The organism is Epilithonimonas zeae (genome assembly GCF_900141765.1).
GTDB classification, from domain to species: domain Bacteria; phylum Bacteroidota; class Bacteroidia; order Flavobacteriales; family Weeksellaceae; genus Epilithonimonas; species Epilithonimonas zeae.
Genome location: NZ_FSRK01000001.1, coordinates 458,329 through 477,906, shown reverse-complemented (window position 1 = coordinate 477,906; position 19,578 = coordinate 458,329). Strand labels below are relative to the sequence as shown.

Genomic DNA, 19,578 nt, shown 5'->3' with positions numbered 1-19,578 from the left:
CGTTTCTATCGCTATTGCAAGCAGGTTCGACCATTAGTCAAAAAATTCGGCAGACAATTTGCTATCAAGTTTTTTCAATTTTGAAATAATCAATCGTAATTAATTCGTTTTACGAAATCTAAAATCACTATCTTTGCCCTTATGCAGAAAATCTTAATCGTAGAAGACGAAAAAGCAATCTCCGGCGTTCTACACAGTATTTTATCAGACGAACTACCAGAATACCAATTCGAAATCGCAGAAGACGGTTTCGAAGGTTTCAAATTCATAGAAAAAGAAGACTTTTCTTTGGTCATCTCTGATATCAAAATGCCAAAAATCTCCGGAACCGAACTTCTTAAACAAAGCCTTCAGTTGAAACCCGAAACAACATTTGTGATGATTTCCGGTCATGCAGATATTGATACTGCCGTCAGCTGTCTGAAAGAAGGCGCTTACGATTTCATCTCCAAACCTATTGATATCAACAGATTGATTACGAGTGTAAAAAATGCTCTTGACAAAGGAAATCTGCAGAAAGACAACTCCAACCTTAAGCAGGAAAACTCTCAGCTTAAGAAAAAAGTCAATAAAAAATACCAGATGATTGGTGAATCTTCTGCCCTTAAAAAGATTCAGGAGATTATTGATAAAGTAGCACTTTCCGATGCCAGAGTTTTGATTACAGGACCCAACGGAGCTGGTAAAGAATTGGTGGCACACGCTATCCATTCTCAAAGCGAACGTTCCCGCGGACCAATGGTTGAAGTGAACTGCGCAGCCATTCCATCAGAATTGATTGAAAGTGAATTATTTGGTCACGTGAAAGGTTCTTTTACTGGCGCTATCAAAGATAAATCCGGAAAGTTTGAACAAGCCAATGGCGGAACTATTTTCTTGGATGAGATTGGAGATATGAGTTTGGTAGCTCAGGCAAAAGTATTGAGGGCTTTGCAAGAAAGTAAAGTTTCCCCTGTTGGAAGCGACAAAGAAATCAAAGTGGACGTCCGTGTCATTGCTGCAACTAATAAGAATCTGACCAAAGAAATCGAAGCTGGAAAATTCAGGGAAGACTTGTATCACAGGCTTTCTGTTATAGAAATCAACGTTCCATCTTTGAACGACAGGAAAGAAGATATTCCTTTGTTGGTAGAATATTTCACGCAATTGATTTCGAACGAAAATGGAACTTCGCCGAAGAAATTTGATGAAAAATCCATCAAAGCTTTACAGCAATATGATTGGACAGGAAACATCAGAGAACTTAGAAACGTTGTGGAAAGATTAATCATCTTAGGTGCAGACCCTGTGACTGCTGATGACGTGGCGAGTTTTGTAAAGAAATGAGATTAAATAAATAAAAATATTTAACCGTCTCGTTCTTTTCAACGAGGCGGTTTTTTTTGAATAAAAATGAAAAGTTTGCGATTATGACTTTTCTTTTAATAAAATTATATGAAATAAAATGAACTTTTTAAACAAACAATATACGCAGGAAGGACTGAAGTTAGCGCTTCCTGTAATGCTAACACAGGTTGGACAAGTTTCTGTAAACCTGTTCGATAACATTATCGTTGGTAAACTTTTAGGAGCTCAGGCTTTAGCCTCAGTCTCTTTGGGAAATGCATTGTTTTTTTCCATTTTCGTACTAGCTTTAGGATTTTCTTTTGCAATTCCGCCTTTGGTTTCGGAGGCTAATTCTCAGAAAAAACATGATGTGATTAATTCGGTTTTCAGACACGGATTTGTGATTAATTTAGGAATTGGAACTTTACTGATGATTATTTTGTTGGCGGCTCTACCTTTGATTTATCATATGGATCAACCAAAAGAAATTATTCCGAATACGATTAGTTTCCTCAGCATAATGGCATTTACGATGATTCCGTTTATGATGTTTCAGACTTTGAGAGAAGTTTCGGAAGGTTTATCATTTACGATTGGTGTAACCAAAGCTACAATCATTGCTAATGTGATTAATATCGTCCTGAACTATGTCTTCATCAAAGGTCTTTTCGGATTACCGGCAATGGGCGTTCAGGGTTCTGCATTAGCAACTTTGATTGCCAGAATTTTTATGGTAGTCTTCTTATATTTTGTTTTGGTAAAAGAACCAAAAACAAGACGTTACATCAAAGAATTCTCTTTAAAAATCAGTCTTTTCACAAAGGAGATGTTCAACAAAATGTTCAAGCTTGGTTTGCCAACTGCTTTACAAATGTTCTTTGAAGTTACAGCTTTTGCTGCCGCTGCTTTCATTTGTGGATTGATAAGTTCTACCGATATAGCTTCCCATCAGATTGCGTTGTCTATGGCTTCGTTTACATTCAATCTTTGTATTGGATTCAGTGTAGCTTCTACGGTAATGATTGGAAATAAAATGGGTGTTAAAGACTTTGAGGGATTGAGAAAAATCGGGATTAATAATTTCAAATTAACCTTGATCTATATGGGATTCTGTGGATTGATGTTTATTCTTTTCAGAAATGTCTTACCTCATTTTTTCACAAAAGAAAGCGATGTTCTGGTCATCAATTTAGCTTCTAAATTAATGATTATTGCAGCATTATTCCAATTATCCGACGGAATCCAGGTAACAGCTTTAGGCTGCCTGAGAGGAATTCAGGATGTGAAAATCCCAAGTGTCATTACATTCTTGGCTTATTGGGTTTTCACCATTCCGGTTGGTTATTTTCTTTGTGTGACTCTGAAAATGGGCGCTTTCGGGATGTGGATTGCTTTGGGAATCGGATTGACAATTTCTGCAATTCTTTTAGTAATTAGATTTTTGAGATTGAGTAAGAGGAAAGCTTTATCAAATAATGAGAAAGAATTAATAGTGAATTAAATCCTCTCTGAAAGTGTCATTGTAATAATATTATTACCTAAACCTATTTTAAATTTTTAAATTTGCAACACAAAATTCCGAAATGAATATTAAACAAAATATACAGTCAAAAATAACCGAAATCATTGCTCAACTCTATGGAATCGAAGGCGTAGTGCTGGAAGTTCAGAAAAACAAAACGGAGTTTGAGGGAGATTTCACAATCGTCATTTTTTCTTTGGTAAAACAGGCGAAAAAAAGTCCGGATGTTATCGGAAACGAATTGGGCGAAGAAGTGAAAAATCAAATAGATTTTGTTGAAAGCTTCAATGTGGTAAAAGGTTTTCTTAACCTCAAAATCAAAGACCAATTGTTCGCCGAGCAATTATCCGAAATCAGAAATGATTTCGATCAAGTAACACCGAAAAATCAAACGGTAATGGTGGAATATTCTTCACCAAATACAAATAAACCACTCCATTTGGGACATATCAGAAATAACCTTCTCGGTTTTTCTGTTGCCGAAATCCTGAAAGCGGACGGTTATAATGTTATCAAATCTCAAATCATCAATGATCGTGGAATCCATATATGTAAATCTATGTTGGCTTGGGAGAAATTCGGAAACGGAGAAACGCCGGAATCTACAGGTTTGAAAGGCGATAAATTGGTCGGAAACTACTATGTGGAATTCGATAAATTGTATAAATCCGAAATCAAGGTAATGGTTGCTGACGGAATAGATGAAGAAACTGCGAAAAAGCAAGCGCCATCTATCATAGAAGCTCAGGAAATGCTTTTGAAATGGGAGCAAAATGACCCAGAGGTTCGACAACTTTGGAAAATGATGAACGAATGGGTTTATGCAGGATTTAACCAAACTTACTCCAGATTGGGTGTTAATTTTGACCAGGTTCAGTACGAGAGCAATACTTATATTCTTGGAAAAGATTTGATTCAGAAAGGTTTGGAAGACGGGATTCTTTACAAAAAAGATGACGGTTCTGTTTGGTGCGACCTGACAGACGAAGGACTTGACCAAAAATTGTTGCTGCGTTCTGACGGAACTTCGGTTTATATGACTCAGGATTTGGGAACTGCTGTGGAGCGTTTCAAAAAGAATGACCTTCAAAAACTGATTTATACAGTAGGAAATGAGCAAGATTATCACTTTCAGGTTCTTTTCAAAATCCTAAAAAAATTGGGTTACGAATGGGCTGACCAGCTTTATCATTTGTCTTACGGAATGGTAGAATTGCCTGAAGGAAAAATGAAGTCCCGGGAAGGAACGGTGGTTGATGCTGATGATTTGGTTCAGGAAATGTATCAAACTGCGAAGGAGAAATCTCAGGAATTGGGCAAGTTGGAGAGTTTGAGTGACGAAGACAAAGAGAAATCTTACGAAACGGTTGGATTGGGTGCTTTGAAATATTTTATCCTAAAAGTTGATCCTAAGAAAAAAATGCTTTTCAATCCTGCGGAAAGTATCGACTTCAATGGAAATACCGGACCTTTTATTCAATATACTTATGCGAGAATTCAGTCGCTTTTGGCTAAGGCTGAGTTTTCCGGAAATGAGAATTGGGGAACTTACCTTCCGAATGAAAACGAAAAGGATTTGATTATGCTTTTGTCCGAATCCAAAGATGTTGTAAGCAAAGCAGCGGAATCTCTAAGTCCGGCTCTGGTTGCGAATTATGTTTATGAATTGGTAAAAACGTACAACTCGTTCTATCAAAATAATCCAATCCTGAATCAGGATGATGAGCAAGCCAAACAGTTTCGTCTTCAGTTGTCTGAACTGGCTGGAAAAACGATTAAAAAATCATTATCGATGTTAGGAATCAATGTAGTGAATAGAATGTAAAATTTCATCTTAAAAATAAATTGAAACTCTGCTTTTGGGCGGAGTTTTTTTGTTTCTACTCTTCCCTAACTGTATATTTCTCCAAAATATAAGGTGTAAGTGGTCGCAGATCACTTCCGTTTTCCGGGTTGATTCCATTATCTGTAAAAAATTCTACTTCGTTCTGATACTTAGAATACCAAATATTTTTAATAGAACTAATTGTATCAGGCTGAGTTATCTTTTTGAAATTAGCCACTTTTTTAGGATCAATTGCAATTAAATTATTTTTAGTCTGATTACAATCTTCCGGAACATATTCTTTTCCGTTCCAATACATACACTGCTTCGTTGCAACTAACAATCCTAACCTATTTCGATTAGTTTCTATTTCTGGTTTCTTTTCATCTGCTTTATACATTTTATTTCCAACAAACAAACCGCCACAAAGAATTGCCCCAATGATTCCTAGATTACTTTGTTTGGTAAGGAATTCTTGGAGGTTAAAAACTGGGCTATTGAAAAGTGTAAAACTAAAGTTAGTACCTTTCAAAGATTGTTCTTCATCATCAATACTGAATTTCAATGTTGTAGAATCATTAATCTTTTTTGTAAAAATAAAATTCTTACAAAAATCCTCATAATCCTTATATCCTAAATATTTACTCAATTGATCCAAAGTAATTTCATCAATATAACGATTCTTATTTTTTTGTACTAAATCAGTATAATACCTTTCAAACATCTTATCTGTTTTTGCAGATCCGAATAAACCTTCAAAATGAGTACTAAGATATCCGGCAAGATAATTTTTGCTGACATTTTCTTTTTTTAACTCTTTTTCGGCTTGCTCAAAAGCTGTTTTAACTAAAGTTTTCTTCTTTTCATACATATATTTTAATTGAAGAATTAATTCCGTGTCCAAATTAGACAAATCCCTGTCTGAAAAATTACGGTTTTCCATAAAAATGATACAAATACTGTCCAACTCGTGTCCAGTTCCTGTCTAGGAAAAAAGCCCCTATTTGATTGAAATTTGTAATCAGAAATCAGTGATAAACAAAACCTTACAAAAACAAAGTTACAAAACTGATCTCAAAAAACAACCTGATAAGACGGAGGACAATCTCTGACTTGGGAAGCAGAAATTTCTCTTCCGTTTTTGAAGGTCACTTCCCAAAAATTTAAGAAGCGCTTCTTTTTTCAAACTGTGTAAACCTACTCGTGATCTGCTTTGCGAGGAAGAACACGAATGCAAATTTTTAAATTTTTAAAACAATGTTAAACTTACTTTTAATATTATTGGGATTAATTTCAAATCCTTCAGATTCTAATACATCAAACTGTGGCAATGACGGAGGTACAACAGCTACAGTAGCACAACCAAATCCGGATGATACTGGTGGAGATAACGGTCATATTCCAATCAAAAAATAATTAATCTGGGCGAAAGAAATCTTTCGCCTATTTTTTTTAAATTCGAAGAAAAACTAATTGATAAAATATTTTACTTTATTCTTATTCATTATTCTTTGTTCGTGTTCAAAAAAACAAACGAATCAAAAGAGTACAAATATATATTATGATAAAGCTTTTGAATCTTTAGCCAACAATGAATATTATAATGCTTTTATAAATTTTACCATAGCTAAAGATATCTTTATTCGACAAAATGATAGCTTTAGTGCTGGTAAGTGTCTTACAAATATGGCAATATTACAAGAAAAAATTGGGGATAATTTTGGTAGTCAAGAGACCAGCTTACAAGCTAACCTATTTTTTAAAGAAAAAGACACTTCTCATAAACAGTATATAATAGCCAACTATAACAGTTTGGGATTATCAAATTATAATTTAAAAAACTTTAATAAGGCTCTTCTATTTTATGACAATGCTTTAGCTTTAGTTCAAGACTCTATCAGTAAATATATTTCACTTAATAATAAAGCAAACACATACAGGGAGTTAGAAAAATACGATAAAGCTATAGAAATATATGAAAGTATCTTAAAAATAACGCGAAAAGACAATACTGAACACGCTCGGACACTTACAAATCTTGCCTTTACAAAATGGCTTCAGAATCCAAAATACAATCCAATTCCAGAATTTCAAAAAGCTTTAAATATTAGATTAAAAGAAAAAGATCGGTGGGGGTTAAACTCAAGCTATGCTCACATTGCAGATTATTACATTAAAAATAATCAAGACTCCGCATTATTTTATTCTAGGAAAATGTATGAAATCTCAAAGAAAATCAACAGTCCGGATGATCAAATTGAAGCTTTACAAAAATTAATTACTCTAGAAAATTCTCAAAATTCAAAAAATTATTTTCAAGTTTATCAAAAATTAAATGATAGTCTCCAAACGGCCAGAAATAAAGCAAAAAATCAGTTTGCGTTAATCCGATATGAAACTGAAAAAAATAAAGCAGATTTTCTAAAAGCTAAAGCCGAAAGCACGGAAAGACAAAATAAAATAACAGTTCGAAACATTGCTTTAATAGTAGCTTTTTTTATTTTAATTGGTTTTTATATTTATCTAAGAAAGAGACAAAAAAGACTTCAGCAAGAAAAACTCTTAGAAGTAAAAAACACTGAGCTTAAAATTTCCAAAAAAGTCCACGATAAAGTTGCCAACAGAATTTATCAATTGATGTCACAAGTTGAGAATAAAGAAGTGATTGACAAAGATGCTCTCTTATTCGGTTTGGAAAATGCATACGAAACTTCCAGGGATATTTCTTATGAAAATAAAGATATCAATGAAAATCAAAGTTTCTCTGAACAGCTTTATAATATGCTGAATTCTTATTCTTCAAACGCTGTGAAATTTATTCCCATCGGAAATAATGAAAAACTCTGGGAAGGTGTCAGTTTTCAGAATAAAACAGAAGTTTACCTGGTTCTTCAGGAATTGATGACGAATATGAAAAAACACAGCCAAGCAAATATCGTTTCCATTAAATTTTCCAAAGACAATTCGAGAATAAATATCTCATATACAGACAACGGAATAGGAATTAAAAACCTTTCTCCAAAAAATGGATTGCAAAATATGGAAAACCGTATTAATGCTATCAACGGAACAATTATTTTTGACACAGAAACCAATAATCTATTGAAAATCAACATTTCATTTCCAGTCTAAAATAATACACATATGTTTACAAAAATTCTTATCGCCGAAGATTACGAAAGTTCCAATATCTCTGTTCAAAAAGCATTAGAAGACCTCAAAATTACCAATCCTAAATATGTCAATTATTGTGATGACGCACTTAGCAGAATCAAAATGAATTTGCTTGAAAAAAATCCCTTCGAGCTTTTAATTACAGACCTTTCTTTTGATGAGGATCATAGAGAGCAAAATCTTAAAAATGGTCAACAGCTTATTTTTGCCGCAAGAGAACTTCAACCAAATTTGAAAGTGATTGTTTTCTCTGTTGAAAAGAAGGAAGTTATTATTGAGAAACTTTTTACAGAACAACACATCAACGGTTATGTAAAAAAAGGGCGTGAAGATGTAAAAGATTTGAAAAAAGCAATAAGAGCAGTTTTCAACAATGAAAAATACATTTCTTATGATTTGAAAACAAATAGTTCTGAACGAAATTCTTTCGAGTTTTCTGAATATGACACTTTACTCGTTTCTCTATTAGCCAACGGGATTCTTCTTAAAAATATACCCGATTATCTGAAAGAAAATAACATCAAACCTGCTAGTATGAGTGCAGTGGAAAAAAGATTGAAGGAAATTAAAGAATCTTTAGACATCAATAGCAATGAACAGCTCATAGCTTTTTGCAAAGACTTCGGAATTATCTAATTCGTTTACATAACTACTTTTTATTAAAACTTTCAAAATCATATTGAAAGTTTTTTTGTTTTTACGGAAATCCGTAAAAAAAGAATATTTGACTGAGGTACTTTTGAATTGTTAAACAAATAAAAAATTTTCAAATGACAGGACAAAATGACAAATGGGAATTCTATCAAGATTCAAGAGATGAATGGAGATGGAGAAGAACTGCTTCTAATGGACAAATTGTAGGAGCTTCTACTCAAGGTTATGTTAACAAATCAGATTGTATAGCAAATGCAAGAAGAAATGGTTATAACGGATAACTAAAATTTTAAAACTAATAACTATGGAACTCAAATTAAAACTAGAACAACTGCATCAAAGAGTAAATGGTCTCAAAGATCAGATACAAACTGAGGAAGCTACGAAAACGGCTTTCGTAATGCCTTTTATTCAGATTCTTGGTTACGATATTTTCAATCCAACGGAAGTGATTCCAGAGTTCATTGCTGATATTGGAACCAAAAAAGGCGAGAAAGTGGATTTTGTCATCAAAAAGGATAACGAACCCATTCTGATTATAGAGTGTAAAAGTTGGAAAGAAAATGCGGATGCGCACAACTCTCAGCTTCATCGTTATTATCACGTTTCCAAAGCCCGATTTGGAGTTTTGACCAACGGAATTACTTATAATTTCTATACAGATCTGGAGAAGCCAAATATTATGGATGAGAAACCATTTTTCACAATCAATCTTGATGATTTGAAAGACAGTTCCATCAAAGTTCTTGAGAGTTTTACAAAGTCAGGTTACAACCTTGAATCGATTTTGGACTCTGCAGAAGCTCTGAAATATATCAAAGCCATCAGAAAAGAATTCGAAAAAGAAATTGAAAACCCTTCTGACGAAATAGTAAAGTTATTGGTTAATCGATTCTTCGAAAGACCACTAACAGCGAATAGAATGGTTATATTTAAGGAATATACCAAAAGAGCTTTAAGCCTATCAATTTCAGAATCTATCAGTTCCCGTTTAAAATCTGCTTTGGTTATTAATGATAATATCGAGACAGAAAAAACAACTGTTTCTATGACAAACATTGATCAGAATAATGAGACTTCAAAAGTTATAACTACAGATGAGGAATTAGAAGCTTTTCAAATTGTAAAAGCCATTTTACGTGAGAAAATCTCTGCTGAAAGAATTGCTTACAGAGACACACAATCTTATTTCGGGATTCTGCTGGATGACAATAATAGAAAGCCAATTTGCAGATTTCATTTCGGAGCTAATAGAAAATTAATTGAGTTATTCCATAACGGGAAAGATTCTGGAGAGAAAATGAATCTTGATTCACTTGACGAGATTTATAATCACAGAAATGAACTTCATCAAACCATTGAAAATTATAATTAAACGACTATGAAAAAACTACTTTTTATTTTATTGACATTAGGATTATTAATCCCAACAACTTACGACGCTTCAGCAAAAAATTCTTCAAATACAGAATTTTTTGCTAAAAGACAGAAGAAGAAAAAATCTTCTAAAAAGAAAAAATCATCAAAATCGTACTCAAAGAAAAATGGCTGTACATACAACGGTTATCCGCTAGAAGTCGGACCAAAAGGTGGTTGTTATTATTGGGCAGGAAACAGCAAAGAATATGTGGACAGAAGCTACTGTTCAGGATGTAATTAGGCTTTTAACACTTTAGAATTTGACTATGAAAAAAATAATTTTACTTTTTATAATCTGTTTATCATTTAATTCCTGTTCTAGAAGCGGAGATTCAGATGGAGATTCAAACAGAAGATGTACTTATAATGGACACACATTATATGTAGGAGAAAAAGGTGGCTGCTATTATTTATCCTCTGGCGGAAATAAGGAATATGTAGACAAGAGTTATTGCTCAGGATGTAATTAACGATGGAAGCAAATAATTCTAAAAATTTCAAACGATTAGAAATTATCTACAAAACATTTTTCTTTTTTTGTGCACTTTGCTGTTTCTTCGCTATTCTTCCTTTACCACTATCATATTACACATTTCTTAGAATCATCGTTTTCATTGCATCAGGAATTGTGATTTATTATTTCGGGAGACAGAAAGAATATCATTGGGTAATTGTTTTCGGAATCATTTTGATTTTATTTAATCCGATTTTTCCAATTCATCTTTATCTCAAAAGTCTCTGGATTCCGATTGACATTGTAACAGGGATTTTATTCCTGCTGCTGGTCGTCATCAGATTAAAAAAGAAAGAACCACTTCAGGAAATCATCCCGGAAAAACCGACTCCAGCTAAAACATTCAGCAGGGACAGAATCATTAGAACTTCATCAAAAAACAATAATAACAATGAATGAAATTATAGAACCAACCGAAAACCTTAAAGCCCATTTTTTAAGGCTTTATCAAATGGCACTTTGTGATGACAATTTTAGTCCACTTGAACTGAAAGCGCTTTACAAATCGGCCGAAGAAAGAGGGATATCTCCTAAAAAATTAGACGAAATCCTTTTGAATCCTATCAATTCAAAAATCGTGATACCTGAAAATATCGAAGAAAAAATCGATTATCTCTACGATTTAACAGTAATGATTTGGGCTGATGGAATTGTTTCTCCCAATGAGAGAACATCCTTGGAAAAATACGTCCTGATGTTCGGATTTATGGAAGAAAATGTATTACAAATCGTAGATTATCTCATCGATTCTGTAAAAGAAGGAAAAAGTAAAACTGACATTTTTAACGATTTAAAAAACTAAATTATGACCAGTAATATCAAAAACATTTTCAGGCTGAAACCTGTTGCAGTTGAGAAAGAAGAATCTCCTCTTAAAATTGTAGAAACCAACAACAATGAAGAAGTAACGGAAGAAAGCAGAAAGAGAACCTACCACGAATCTGGTTATAGAGATAGCTCTCGCAACAATGGAAACCACACCGCTTTATCGATTTGTCTGGACGCCATCTATTCCAAATTTCAGAATGAGGAAAAAGAATTGGCTGACAAACAAAATAAACTGAAAGAGCCTTACATCAACGAGCAAAAAAATAAAGAAACCGAAATCAAAGGTCTTACCATTTCTCTCGATAATAAGGAAGAGCAAATCAAAGAAATTCAGCAAAACGTTGACACGGTTAAGGATAAAATTGAAACTTTGAAATTCGAAATTAATGATATTCCGAAAAATCCGGAACAGTATCAGATCAATGCAAGCAAAGGCGCTTCTACAAAATTTTGGATTGGGCTATTGCTCTTGATTCCAATCAGCTTGTACCTGTTTACATTTTATATTTCGACTTCCTTCTCGGCGTTCTTTAAAACATTTGACCCGAATGTGAGCATTATGCAAAGTGTTTTAGATGCACAGGCATTCAACAAGGCTTGGGATGAAGGTCCGTTGGAAGGTGCTTTTGTGACTTTGATTCCGTTTGTTTTCCTCGGTTTAGGTTACTTGATTCATATGTTTGGAGAAAACAAAAACTGGCTGAATTATGTAAAAATGTTCCTGCTTTTTGTTGTGACTTTCGTTTTCGATGCCATTCTTGCTTATGAAATCGAATCTAAAATCTATGAGCTTAATAAAACTTTCGATTCTCCACCTTTTGATTTGTCGATTGCTTTTACGAAGAATCAGTTTTGGGGAATTATTTTCGCCGGATTTGTGGTCTATATTATTTGGGGATTGGTTTTCGATTTCATTATGAAAGAACATAAAGAAAAAGATAAAATCAAACACGAGCAAATCAAAAAACAAAAAGACATTCTTGTTCATCAAGACCGCATTACAGGATTTGAAAAACAAATGGAAGAAATCAAAAACGGTATTGCAAGCATCAAAGAATTAATCATCAAAGCCCGAGGAAGAATCGAAGAACTCCAAAATATTATTGATGGTGTTATCATTCCTACCAAAGAATACAAATCTTATGCTTCGGAATATGTCCAGGGCTGGATTACATTTATTGGTGAAAAATTAGCTGTTTCTCATCCTGTAAAGCAAGAAATGATAGAGGAATGCAAAAATCAATACAATTATAATCTGAACAAAGTCGGCGCCAATTCTGACAGCCAAAATTCAGTTTACGTTTCTGTTTTATAAACCAATACTATGAAAAAAATATATTACTTATTAATTCTTTCATTATTTTTTATTCAATGTAAAAAAAGTGAACCAAAAGTTGATGATGGTGGAAAAATCAATGATTCGATTGCCAGTAGCAAGAACTTAAATGTTAGCATTCTCATCGACCTTTCTGATAGAATCAACCCGGAAAAATACCCAAACCCATCAATGGAATATTATCAACGGGATTTGGAATACATCAAAGCGATTAAAAACGGTTTTATTGACCACGTTAAAAGTAAAAAAGTGATGCAACTGAATGACCAGATGCAGATATTCTTCAATCCAGAACCTTCCGATTCCAAAATCAACGACTTTGCAAAACAGCTGAAAGTTTCGTTTGATAAGAATACTTCTAAAGAAACTATCAATCTCATTGACGAAAAATATTCTACCCTGCCTGAAAAAATTTACCAATCAGCGATTCAGGACAAACAATACGTCGGTTCCGATATCTGGGGATTTTTCAAGAATAAGGTCAATGATTATTGCATCAAAGACAAACATAGAAACATTCTTTTTATTTTAACAGATGGCTATATGTTCCACAAAGATTCTAAATTCACAGAAAATGAAAAAACCTCTTATCTAACGCCAGAATTGGTAAAATCCTTAAAGTTGAATACTTCCGATTTCAAAACTAAAATCACTGACAAGGGACTCGGATTTATCAAAGCCAATGATAAACTTACTAATCTGGAAATTGTAGTTCTAGGAATCAATCCGGAAAAAGGAAATCCTTTTGAAGGGGATGTAATTAAAACATATTGGGAAAATTGGTTGAAAGAAATGAATGTGGCGAAATATCAAGTTAAAGATGCTGATTTGCCTACTAATCTGGAACCCATCATAAAAAATGTGATTCTGAATAAATAAAATAATTATTCAGCTAATAAAATGAGTTTTCAACATTTTGAAAGCTCATTTTTTTTACTTCAATACCTTATGAATAAAAAAAAGCAATCAACTGAAATTCAGTTGATTGCTAGTTTACAATGTAGACCCACAGGGATTCGAACCCCGACAGGCGGTACCAAAAACCGAAGTGCTACCGTTACACCATGGGTCTGTCGTTTATTGTGGTGCAAATGTACAGCTTTTTTTTTAAGTTCCAAATTTTCTTCGAAAAAAAATGCATAATTTTATAAAATAATTTTTCACACATCTCAATGTTAATCGACCTTTCCAAAGCTTCACCAATTGCAGAAACACCATCTAAAGAATTTGAAACCAAAGTTTTAGACTTCATAAAAGAATGGTTTTCGGAGTCAAAAACGGTAAAAATCCAGAGTTCTGGTTCTACCGGAATTCCGAAAGTTTTTGACATAGAAAAATCAAAAATGTTGAATTCGGCAGAAATGACTTGTGATTTTTTAGGATTAAAAGAAGGCGATTTAGCCTTACTTTGTCTTCCGATTGAATATATCTCCGGAAAAATGACGGTTGTAAGAAGTATTTCAAGAAAATTAAAACTGAAAATTGCTACTACTTCTCTCAATCCATTGGAAAATGTCAATGAAGAAATTGATTTCTGCGCAATGACACCTTTGCAGGTTGAAAATTCTTTGGACAAAATCCACTGGATTAAAAATCTGATCATCGGAGGCGCATCAGTCTCGGAAACTTTAAAACAAAAAATATCTCAAACCCTCAAAACCACAAATATTCAAACCAAAATATTCGAAACTTATGGAATGAGCGAAACCCTTTCTCACATCGCTTTAAAACAGATTTATCCAAATCAGGAAGATTGGCTTACAATTTTTGATGGCATTGATATTTCTCTGGATGAAAGAGGTTGCCTGAAAATATTTGCTCCAAAACTGAATTCAGAAGTTTTGCAGACCAATGATTTGGTGGAGATTAATGCGAAAAATCAATTCAGATTTCTGGGAAGAATTGACAATGTGATCAATTCCGGAGGTGCAAAGATTTTTCCCGAAGAGTTAGAAAAATTAGTTAAAAAAGAAATTCCCAATGAAGTTGTTTTCCTCGGAATTGAACATGAAAAACTCGGACAAAAATTAATCCTCATAATCGAAGGAGAAAATAACGAACATTTAAAATCTAAAATTTATAATCTAAAATTTGAAAAATCGTTTCATAAGCCAAAAGAAATTATTTTTGTAGAGCAAATCCCAAGAACGCCCAACGGAAAAGTGAATCGTCTTGAATTAAAGAAATTGATCAAAAACTAAAAATGAAGGATTTTTCTACCGAAATCAGCTACAAAACTTCCCGCTCTTCCGGAGCTGGCGGACAAAACGTGAACAAGGTGGAAACAGCTGTAACAGCGATTTGGAATGTAATGGAAAGTCAGTTTTTTTCTTTCGATGAAAAATTGAGAATCTCGGAAAAATTGAAAAATAGAATTAATTCCGAAGGTTTGCTGCAAATGACTTCATCTGATAGCAGAACTCAGCTTCAAAACAAAAAAATCGTAACTGAGAAAATGCTGGAACTGGTTGAAAAATCACTATTTGTTCCAAAGAAACGACTGGCTACAAAACCTTCAAAAGGTCACATCCAGAAACGTATCGACAACAAAAAGAAATTGTCTGAGAAGAAAGAGAATCGAAAATTCAGGTTTTAAAATCCGAAAGCTTTTCTATTTCCTGATTAATTCTCTGAGTGTATTCATATTGTTTGTCACGAATTCTTCCATGATTGGTTACCGTTTCATAATCCTGCTGATAATCCTTGTAATCATCATAAATATCCGTGTAAAACTTTTGAAGGGTTTTAGCATCCATTGTCTTATCACTGATTACTTTCCTGAATCTCCTCGCAAACAATTCGGCAATATCAAAATGACTTTGCTCGTGCATTAGAACCAAATCCGTTTTGTGGTCACTATGCGCCCAAGATCTTGTAGGAACAAAAAAAGATTCAATCTTAACTTCTCTGGAAGTGAATTTTTTAGTTGGACTGTTCAACAAATAGGAGATTCCACAAAAGGTTGTTGCGGCGGCTTTGGAAGTATCCGGTTGCGTTTTCGATTGGAAATCTTCCCAAACCAGCCTCCGGTTTTCATTCCAAAAAATCTTGTCTTGAGCCTTAGTCAATCCAATGAAAAACAGAAAAATAAGTACTAAAAATGGTCGTAACATATCTCTTAGATGTTTTTTTTCAATTAATGTTAATTTATTTCCACAAAAAATGTATTTTTACCTCCCTCATTTTAAAAAATGGAAAAAGAGATAAAAATCAACTTTGAAGTTATCCCGAGTTACGATGAACTCAACGATATAGAAAAAACACTTTTTGATAAAGCTAAAACCATTCGAGAACAAGCTTATGCACCTTACTCCCATTTTTTTGTTGGTTGTGCACTTCTTTTGGAAAACGGCGAAATAATCACAGGAAGCAACCAAGAAAACGCCGCTTATCCTTCCGGATTGTGTGCAGAGAGAACGACTATTTTTTGGACTTCAGCGAATTATCCTGATGTAAAAATCAAAAAAATATTTGTAATTGGCGGACCGGAAGACGCTTTGAGTTCCGTTCCAATTCCACCTTGTGGCGGTTGCAGACAATCTATTTTGGAGTATGAAGCTAAGCAAAAAGAACAAATCGAAATCTATTTTGCCGCACCCAACGGAGAAATCATCAAAACAAAATCTATCAGAGACCTTTTACCTTTCTCATTTGATGGAAGCTTTTTGTAATTTTTAGGAGCAACAAGCTGGTGGCTTCGGTAGAACATTTCAACCTGCTGTCCACTATATCTTTTTTGTCATTGCGAACAACGTGAAGCAATCCATTGAGCATTTCAGCAATCGCAATAACAAAAAAGGATGCCGTTCCCATCAGGGCTAAGTTGTCATTTTCTATTTCTTTTCAACAATTAAAACTTTGATTATTAAAAAAACATCTGCGAAATTAGCCTAATCTTCGAGAATAATAATTTTCTCTGATAATCTTTTATTTAAACAAGAACACAATAAAATCGAAAAACCCATTCAAAATCTTGATGGGCTTTTCTTTTTAAAATGTAGATATGGATATGAAAGTTTGGTTATTAGTTTTTAATCACTTTCCGAGTAGTTTTCTTACCATTTTCAAATTGGATTTCTACAACATAAATACCTTTATCAAAACGAGAAAAATCAATTGTAGAATCTGATGTCAATTCTGTATTCAAACTTTGTCCTGCAAGATTATAGACTTTATGCGTTTTGATTTTGCTCGTAGATTTTACGTTCAAGACACCTTTTACTGGATTTGGATAGATAGAAACTGTTGTGTTTTTAACATCAGCAACGCCTAGAACCGCCAATTCTTTTTCTTGGGATTTATCCGAATATTTTTTTGCAGCATCAATTGATTTTACGCTCCAGAATATTTTGGAGGGTAAATCCATTTTATCCAGATACCAGCTTTTTGTAGTCACAATATATTTTGCGATGTCAGTTTTTCCAGCTTCGGAACCAACACTCAATTCATATTGAAGAGAGTTTTCCGGCGTTTTGTCATCTGTTGCTCCAGACCAAGTGAATTTGATTTTACCGTCATTATCTGTTGCGGTTAAAATTGTTGGCGCATCTGGTTTTTGATTGGTAACCGTCGTTTTATTTTTGAATAATTTGGTGTAAGGCAACAAGTCTGGGTCATCCCAATCAAAACCATTGGCTAGAATATCAAGATTCCCGTCGTTATTATAATCAAATACAGCTAAAGTTCCTTGGCTTCCCAAATTGTAAAGGTTCGTATTTTCATCTTTCTCAAATTTCTGAAGTTGAGGATTGTAAAGGAAAATTTTAGAATAGGATTCATAATCATTATCTCCAATGACAACAAAATCATAATATCCATCGTTATTGAAATCACCGACTTCTACTCCACCACCAGACAATCCTTCGCCTTCGATTTTATTTTCTGTAAAATTCCCTTGGCCATCGTTAATGAAAACTGCCAGATATGGGTCATAATTTTCATCCTGACCTGCAACTACGAAATCCTGAAAACCATCACCGTTGAAATCCGCAAAAGACATTTTGCTGTCACTCACTACTGGAAGTTCAGACTTCTTAACTAAATTTCCATTCTCGTTAATATAAATAGAGAAAGTTCCTTTGTAGTTAGCATTATATCCGTTGACGATTAAATCCAGCTCGTTATCATTATTAACATCAATCACTTTGAAACTTCCGTTTTGTGTTCCTGCCGCCCAAGCTGTATTTTTCTGAAAACCTGCTGAATTATTAAGATATAAATCCAATTCGTGTGTGAACCCTACTCCTTCAACATACTGTGTTCCGTTGATTGCATAATCCTGTTTCCCATCGTGGTTGAAATCGAAAACATCTAAGCCCCCGTAGATTTTCCCAGCTGCATTATCAACCAGAGTAAAACCAGAACCTGTATTTTTATATCGATATTGTTGATAATTCACGATATCATTATAGCTTAATCCAGTTGTGATAACGTCCAAAAGTCCGTCATTATCAAAATCGATGAACTTCACAGCGCTCAAGTGAACCGAATTTTCTCCAAAATCCTGAATGGAAGAGAAAGTTCCATTGCTGTTTTTGTAAAGACTATTGGAAGTCGTATCAACATTGGTATCTCCGTCAGCATCTATCGCACCAGTGAAAAATATATCCTGAGATCCGTCGTTATCAACATCTGCAACTGCCGCTGCAGAATAGAAATAATTTTTAAGATTGGGCTGAGAGATTTCTTCAAAACTTTGTGCGTTGCTAATCATAGCAGATAAGAAGAAGAGAGAAACGTAAAACTTTTTCATAATATTTATTTAGAATAATTAAAAATTACTTCACAAAAGTATTGAGTTCTTCTTACCAAAAAGTATTTTGGAATATGATATTTATCTTGTTTTAGAGAAAATTAACTTGGGTTCAGAGAATGCAAACTATGAAATCTCAAACATTCTACTCTCCTCGTTGATGCGCCTTACAACGTTTTCTGTTCGTTCTTTATGTGTATCAGTAATGAAAATCTGTCCGAAACTTTCTTTGTTTACCAGTTCAATCAGTTGAGAAACTCTCGTATCATCCAGCTTATCAAAAATATCATCCAAAAGAAGGATTGGTGATTTTCCTGTCAATTCTTTGATTCGGTTGATTTGGGCTAATTTTAAAGAAATTAAGAAAGATTTCTGTTGACCCTGAGAACCAATTTTTTTGATTGAATTACCATTCATTTCAAACAACAAATCATCTTTGTGAGTTCCTTTTGAAGTATAAGTTAAAGCTCTGTCTTTATCAATAGAGCTTGATAAAAGTTCTTTAAAAGTATTGTCAAAAAGATGAGATTCATAAATGACATTTACGATTTCTTTTCCGCCGGAAATGATTTCATAAAAATGTTGAACGATCGGATTCAGTTTTTCTATGAATTCTTTTCTTTTTTCGAAAATTCGGGTTCCGAAGTTTGAAATAGGGTCATCATAGATCTCCAGAGAATCTTTGTCAAAAGTTCTGTTTTTGGCAAAATATTTCAGTAATGCATTTCTTTGCTGTATTGTTTTCTGATACTGAATCAAATCAAAAAGATAAGAGGAATCGGTCTGAGAAATCATCGCATCCAGAAACTTCCTTCTGCTTTCTCCCGAATCAGAAATCAAATTAGAATCATAAGGCGAAATCATCACACTCGGCAGATAACCAATATGGTCAGCCAATCTGTCGTAAGATTTATCGTTTTTCTTGATGACTTTTTTGGACTCTTTTGGTTGAAGGATTTTGATAATATCTTCTTTTTCCTCATTCTGAATTTCGGATTCAATGACGAAGAAATCTTCATCAGATTTTACATTATTAAGGTCAGAATTTCCGAGGAAACTTTTGCCAACAGAAAGATAATGAAGTGCATCCAGAATATTGGTCTTCCCTACTCCATTATTGCCCACAAAACAATTGATTTGAGGCGAAAAATCAAAAGACTGTTCCGAGTGATTTTTGAAATTGATGAGTGAAAGTTTGTTGATAACCATTCTTGAAATTGATTTTACA

General features: G+C 33.7%; 20 protein-coding genes and 1 tRNA gene. 16 read left to right on the top strand and 5 right to left on the bottom strand.

Annotation, left to right across the window (positions count from 1 at the left end):
* The first annotated feature begins 141 nt into the window (after positions 1-141).
* From BUR19_RS02150 to argS, 3 genes are all read left to right on the top strand, one after another.
* On the top strand, positions 142-1,326 hold the full coding sequence (locus tag BUR19_RS02150; protein ID WP_074233289.1) for a sigma-54-dependent transcriptional regulator: 1,185 nt from the start codon (positions 142-144) through the stop codon (positions 1,324-1,326).
* 118 nt (positions 1,327-1,444) lie between these two features.
* On the top strand, positions 1,445-2,827 hold the full coding sequence (locus BUR19_RS02145; protein WP_074233288.1) for an MATE family efflux transporter: 1,383 nt from the start codon (positions 1,445-1,447) through the stop codon (positions 2,825-2,827).
* A gap of 82 nt (positions 2,828-2,909) precedes the next feature.
* The gene (argS, locus tag BUR19_RS02140; protein WP_074233287.1) at positions 2,910-4,673 is read left to right on the top strand and encodes an arginine--tRNA ligase; all 1,764 of its coding nucleotides are present in this window, start codon (positions 2,910-2,912) and stop codon (positions 4,671-4,673) included.
* A 55-nt stretch (positions 4,674-4,728) separates the two neighbouring features.
* Here the strand turns inward: argS and BUR19_RS02135 are convergent, their stop codons facing one another.
* Positions 4,729-5,616: a hypothetical protein gene (locus tag BUR19_RS02135; protein ID WP_083600624.1), complete on the bottom strand. Its 888-nt coding sequence runs from the start codon at positions 5,614-5,616 to the stop codon at positions 4,729-4,731.
* Positions 5,617-5,930: 314 nt separating this feature from the next.
* On the opposite strand from BUR19_RS02135, the gene BUR19_RS18875 reads away from it, so the two are divergent.
* The 10 genes from BUR19_RS18875 to BUR19_RS02090 all read left to right on the top strand — a co-directional run bounded on the left by BUR19_RS18875 (position 5,931) and on the right by BUR19_RS02090 (position 13,477).
* Positions 5,931-6,089, top strand: a complete 159-nt coding sequence (locus BUR19_RS18875) for a hypothetical protein (protein WP_175565855.1) — start codon at positions 5,931-5,933, stop codon at positions 6,087-6,089.
* A 57-nt stretch (positions 6,090-6,146) separates the two neighbouring features.
* Entirely contained in the window at positions 6,147-7,805 is a 1,659-nt protein-coding gene (locus BUR19_RS02130) for a tetratricopeptide repeat-containing sensor histidine kinase (RefSeq protein WP_139297243.1), read from the top strand.
* 12 nt (positions 7,806-7,817) lie between these two features.
* A complete protein-coding gene (locus BUR19_RS02125) occupies positions 7,818-8,483 on the top strand; it encodes a response regulator (protein WP_074233286.1) in 666 nt (221 codons plus the stop codon).
* 134 nt (positions 8,484-8,617) lie between these two features.
* Positions 8,618-8,782: a YegP family protein gene (locus tag BUR19_RS02120; RefSeq protein WP_074233285.1), complete on the top strand. Its 165-nt coding sequence runs from the start codon at positions 8,618-8,620 to the stop codon at positions 8,780-8,782.
* Between the two features lie 23 nt (positions 8,783-8,805).
* Positions 8,806-9,876 (top strand): type I restriction endonuclease, encoded by a 1,071-nt coding sequence (locus tag BUR19_RS02115; protein ID WP_074233284.1) that lies wholly within the window; start codon positions 8,806-8,808, stop codon positions 9,874-9,876.
* A 6-nt stretch (positions 9,877-9,882) separates the two neighbouring features.
* Positions 9,883-10,161 (top strand): hypothetical protein, encoded by a 279-nt coding sequence (locus BUR19_RS02110; RefSeq protein ID WP_074233283.1) that lies wholly within the window; start codon positions 9,883-9,885, stop codon positions 10,159-10,161.
* A gap of 231 nt (positions 10,162-10,392) precedes the next feature.
* Positions 10,393-10,833 carry a DUF6804 family protein gene (locus BUR19_RS02105; protein WP_074233282.1) on the top strand — a complete coding sequence of 147 codons (441 nt, stop codon included), beginning with the start codon at positions 10,393-10,395 and terminating at the stop codon, positions 10,831-10,833.
* A complete protein-coding gene (locus BUR19_RS02100) occupies positions 10,826-11,236 on the top strand; it encodes a hypothetical protein (RefSeq protein ID WP_074233281.1) in 411 nt (136 codons plus the stop codon). The genes BUR19_RS02105 and BUR19_RS02100 overlap by 8 nt, the downstream gene beginning before the upstream one ends.
* Before the next feature lie 3 nt (positions 11,237-11,239).
* Positions 11,240-12,577: a coiled-coil domain-containing protein gene (locus BUR19_RS02095; RefSeq protein ID WP_074233280.1), complete on the top strand. Its 1,338-nt coding sequence runs from the start codon at positions 11,240-11,242 to the stop codon at positions 12,575-12,577.
* Positions 12,578-12,586: 9 nt separating this feature from the next.
* The gene (locus BUR19_RS02090; protein ID WP_074233279.1) at positions 12,587-13,477 is read left to right on the top strand and encodes a hypothetical protein; all 891 of its coding nucleotides are present in this window, start codon (positions 12,587-12,589) and stop codon (positions 13,475-13,477) included.
* Between the two features lie 122 nt (positions 13,478-13,599).
* Here BUR19_RS02090 and BUR19_RS02085 read toward each other — a convergent pair.
* Positions 13,600-13,670 (bottom strand) — tRNA-Gln (locus BUR19_RS02085).
* Between the two features lie 100 nt (positions 13,671-13,770).
* Between BUR19_RS02085 and BUR19_RS02080 the strand changes: the two genes are divergently transcribed.
* Together BUR19_RS02080 and arfB are read left to right on the top strand one after the other, a co-directional pair.
* Positions 13,771-14,799 carry an AMP-binding protein gene (locus BUR19_RS02080; protein WP_074233278.1) on the top strand — a complete coding sequence of 343 codons (1,029 nt, stop codon included), beginning with the start codon at positions 13,771-13,773 and terminating at the stop codon, positions 14,797-14,799.
* 2 nt (positions 14,800-14,801) lie between these two features.
* The gene (gene arfB, locus BUR19_RS02075; RefSeq protein ID WP_074233277.1) at positions 14,802-15,194 is read left to right on the top strand and encodes an alternative ribosome rescue aminoacyl-tRNA hydrolase ArfB; all 393 of its coding nucleotides are present in this window, start codon (positions 14,802-14,804) and stop codon (positions 15,192-15,194) included.
* Here the strand turns inward: arfB and BUR19_RS02070 are convergent.
* Positions 15,184-15,711, bottom strand: a complete 528-nt coding sequence (locus BUR19_RS02070) for a DUF922 domain-containing protein (RefSeq protein ID WP_074233276.1) — start codon at positions 15,709-15,711, stop codon at positions 15,184-15,186. The two genes, arfB and BUR19_RS02070, sit on opposite strands and share 11 nt — an antisense overlap.
* Positions 15,712-15,789: 78 nt before the next feature.
* Between BUR19_RS02070 and cdd the strand changes: the two genes are divergently transcribed.
* Entirely contained in the window at positions 15,790-16,269 is a 480-nt protein-coding gene (gene cdd, locus BUR19_RS02065) for a cytidine deaminase (protein WP_074233275.1), read from the top strand.
* 353 nt (positions 16,270-16,622) lie between these two features.
* Here cdd and BUR19_RS02060 read toward each other — a convergent pair whose 3' ends face one another.
* Together BUR19_RS02060 and recF are read right to left on the bottom strand one after the other, a co-directional pair.
* Positions 16,623-18,350 carry a T9SS type A sorting domain-containing protein gene (locus BUR19_RS02060; RefSeq protein ID WP_074233274.1) on the bottom strand — a complete coding sequence of 576 codons (1,728 nt, stop codon included), beginning with the start codon at positions 18,348-18,350 and terminating at the stop codon, positions 16,623-16,625.
* Between the two features lie 126 nt (positions 18,351-18,476).
* Entirely contained in the window at positions 18,477-19,559 is a 1,083-nt protein-coding gene (gene recF / locus BUR19_RS02055) for a DNA replication/repair protein RecF (RefSeq protein ID WP_074233273.1), read from the bottom strand.
* Between the last annotated feature and the right edge of the window lie 19 nt (positions 19,560-19,578).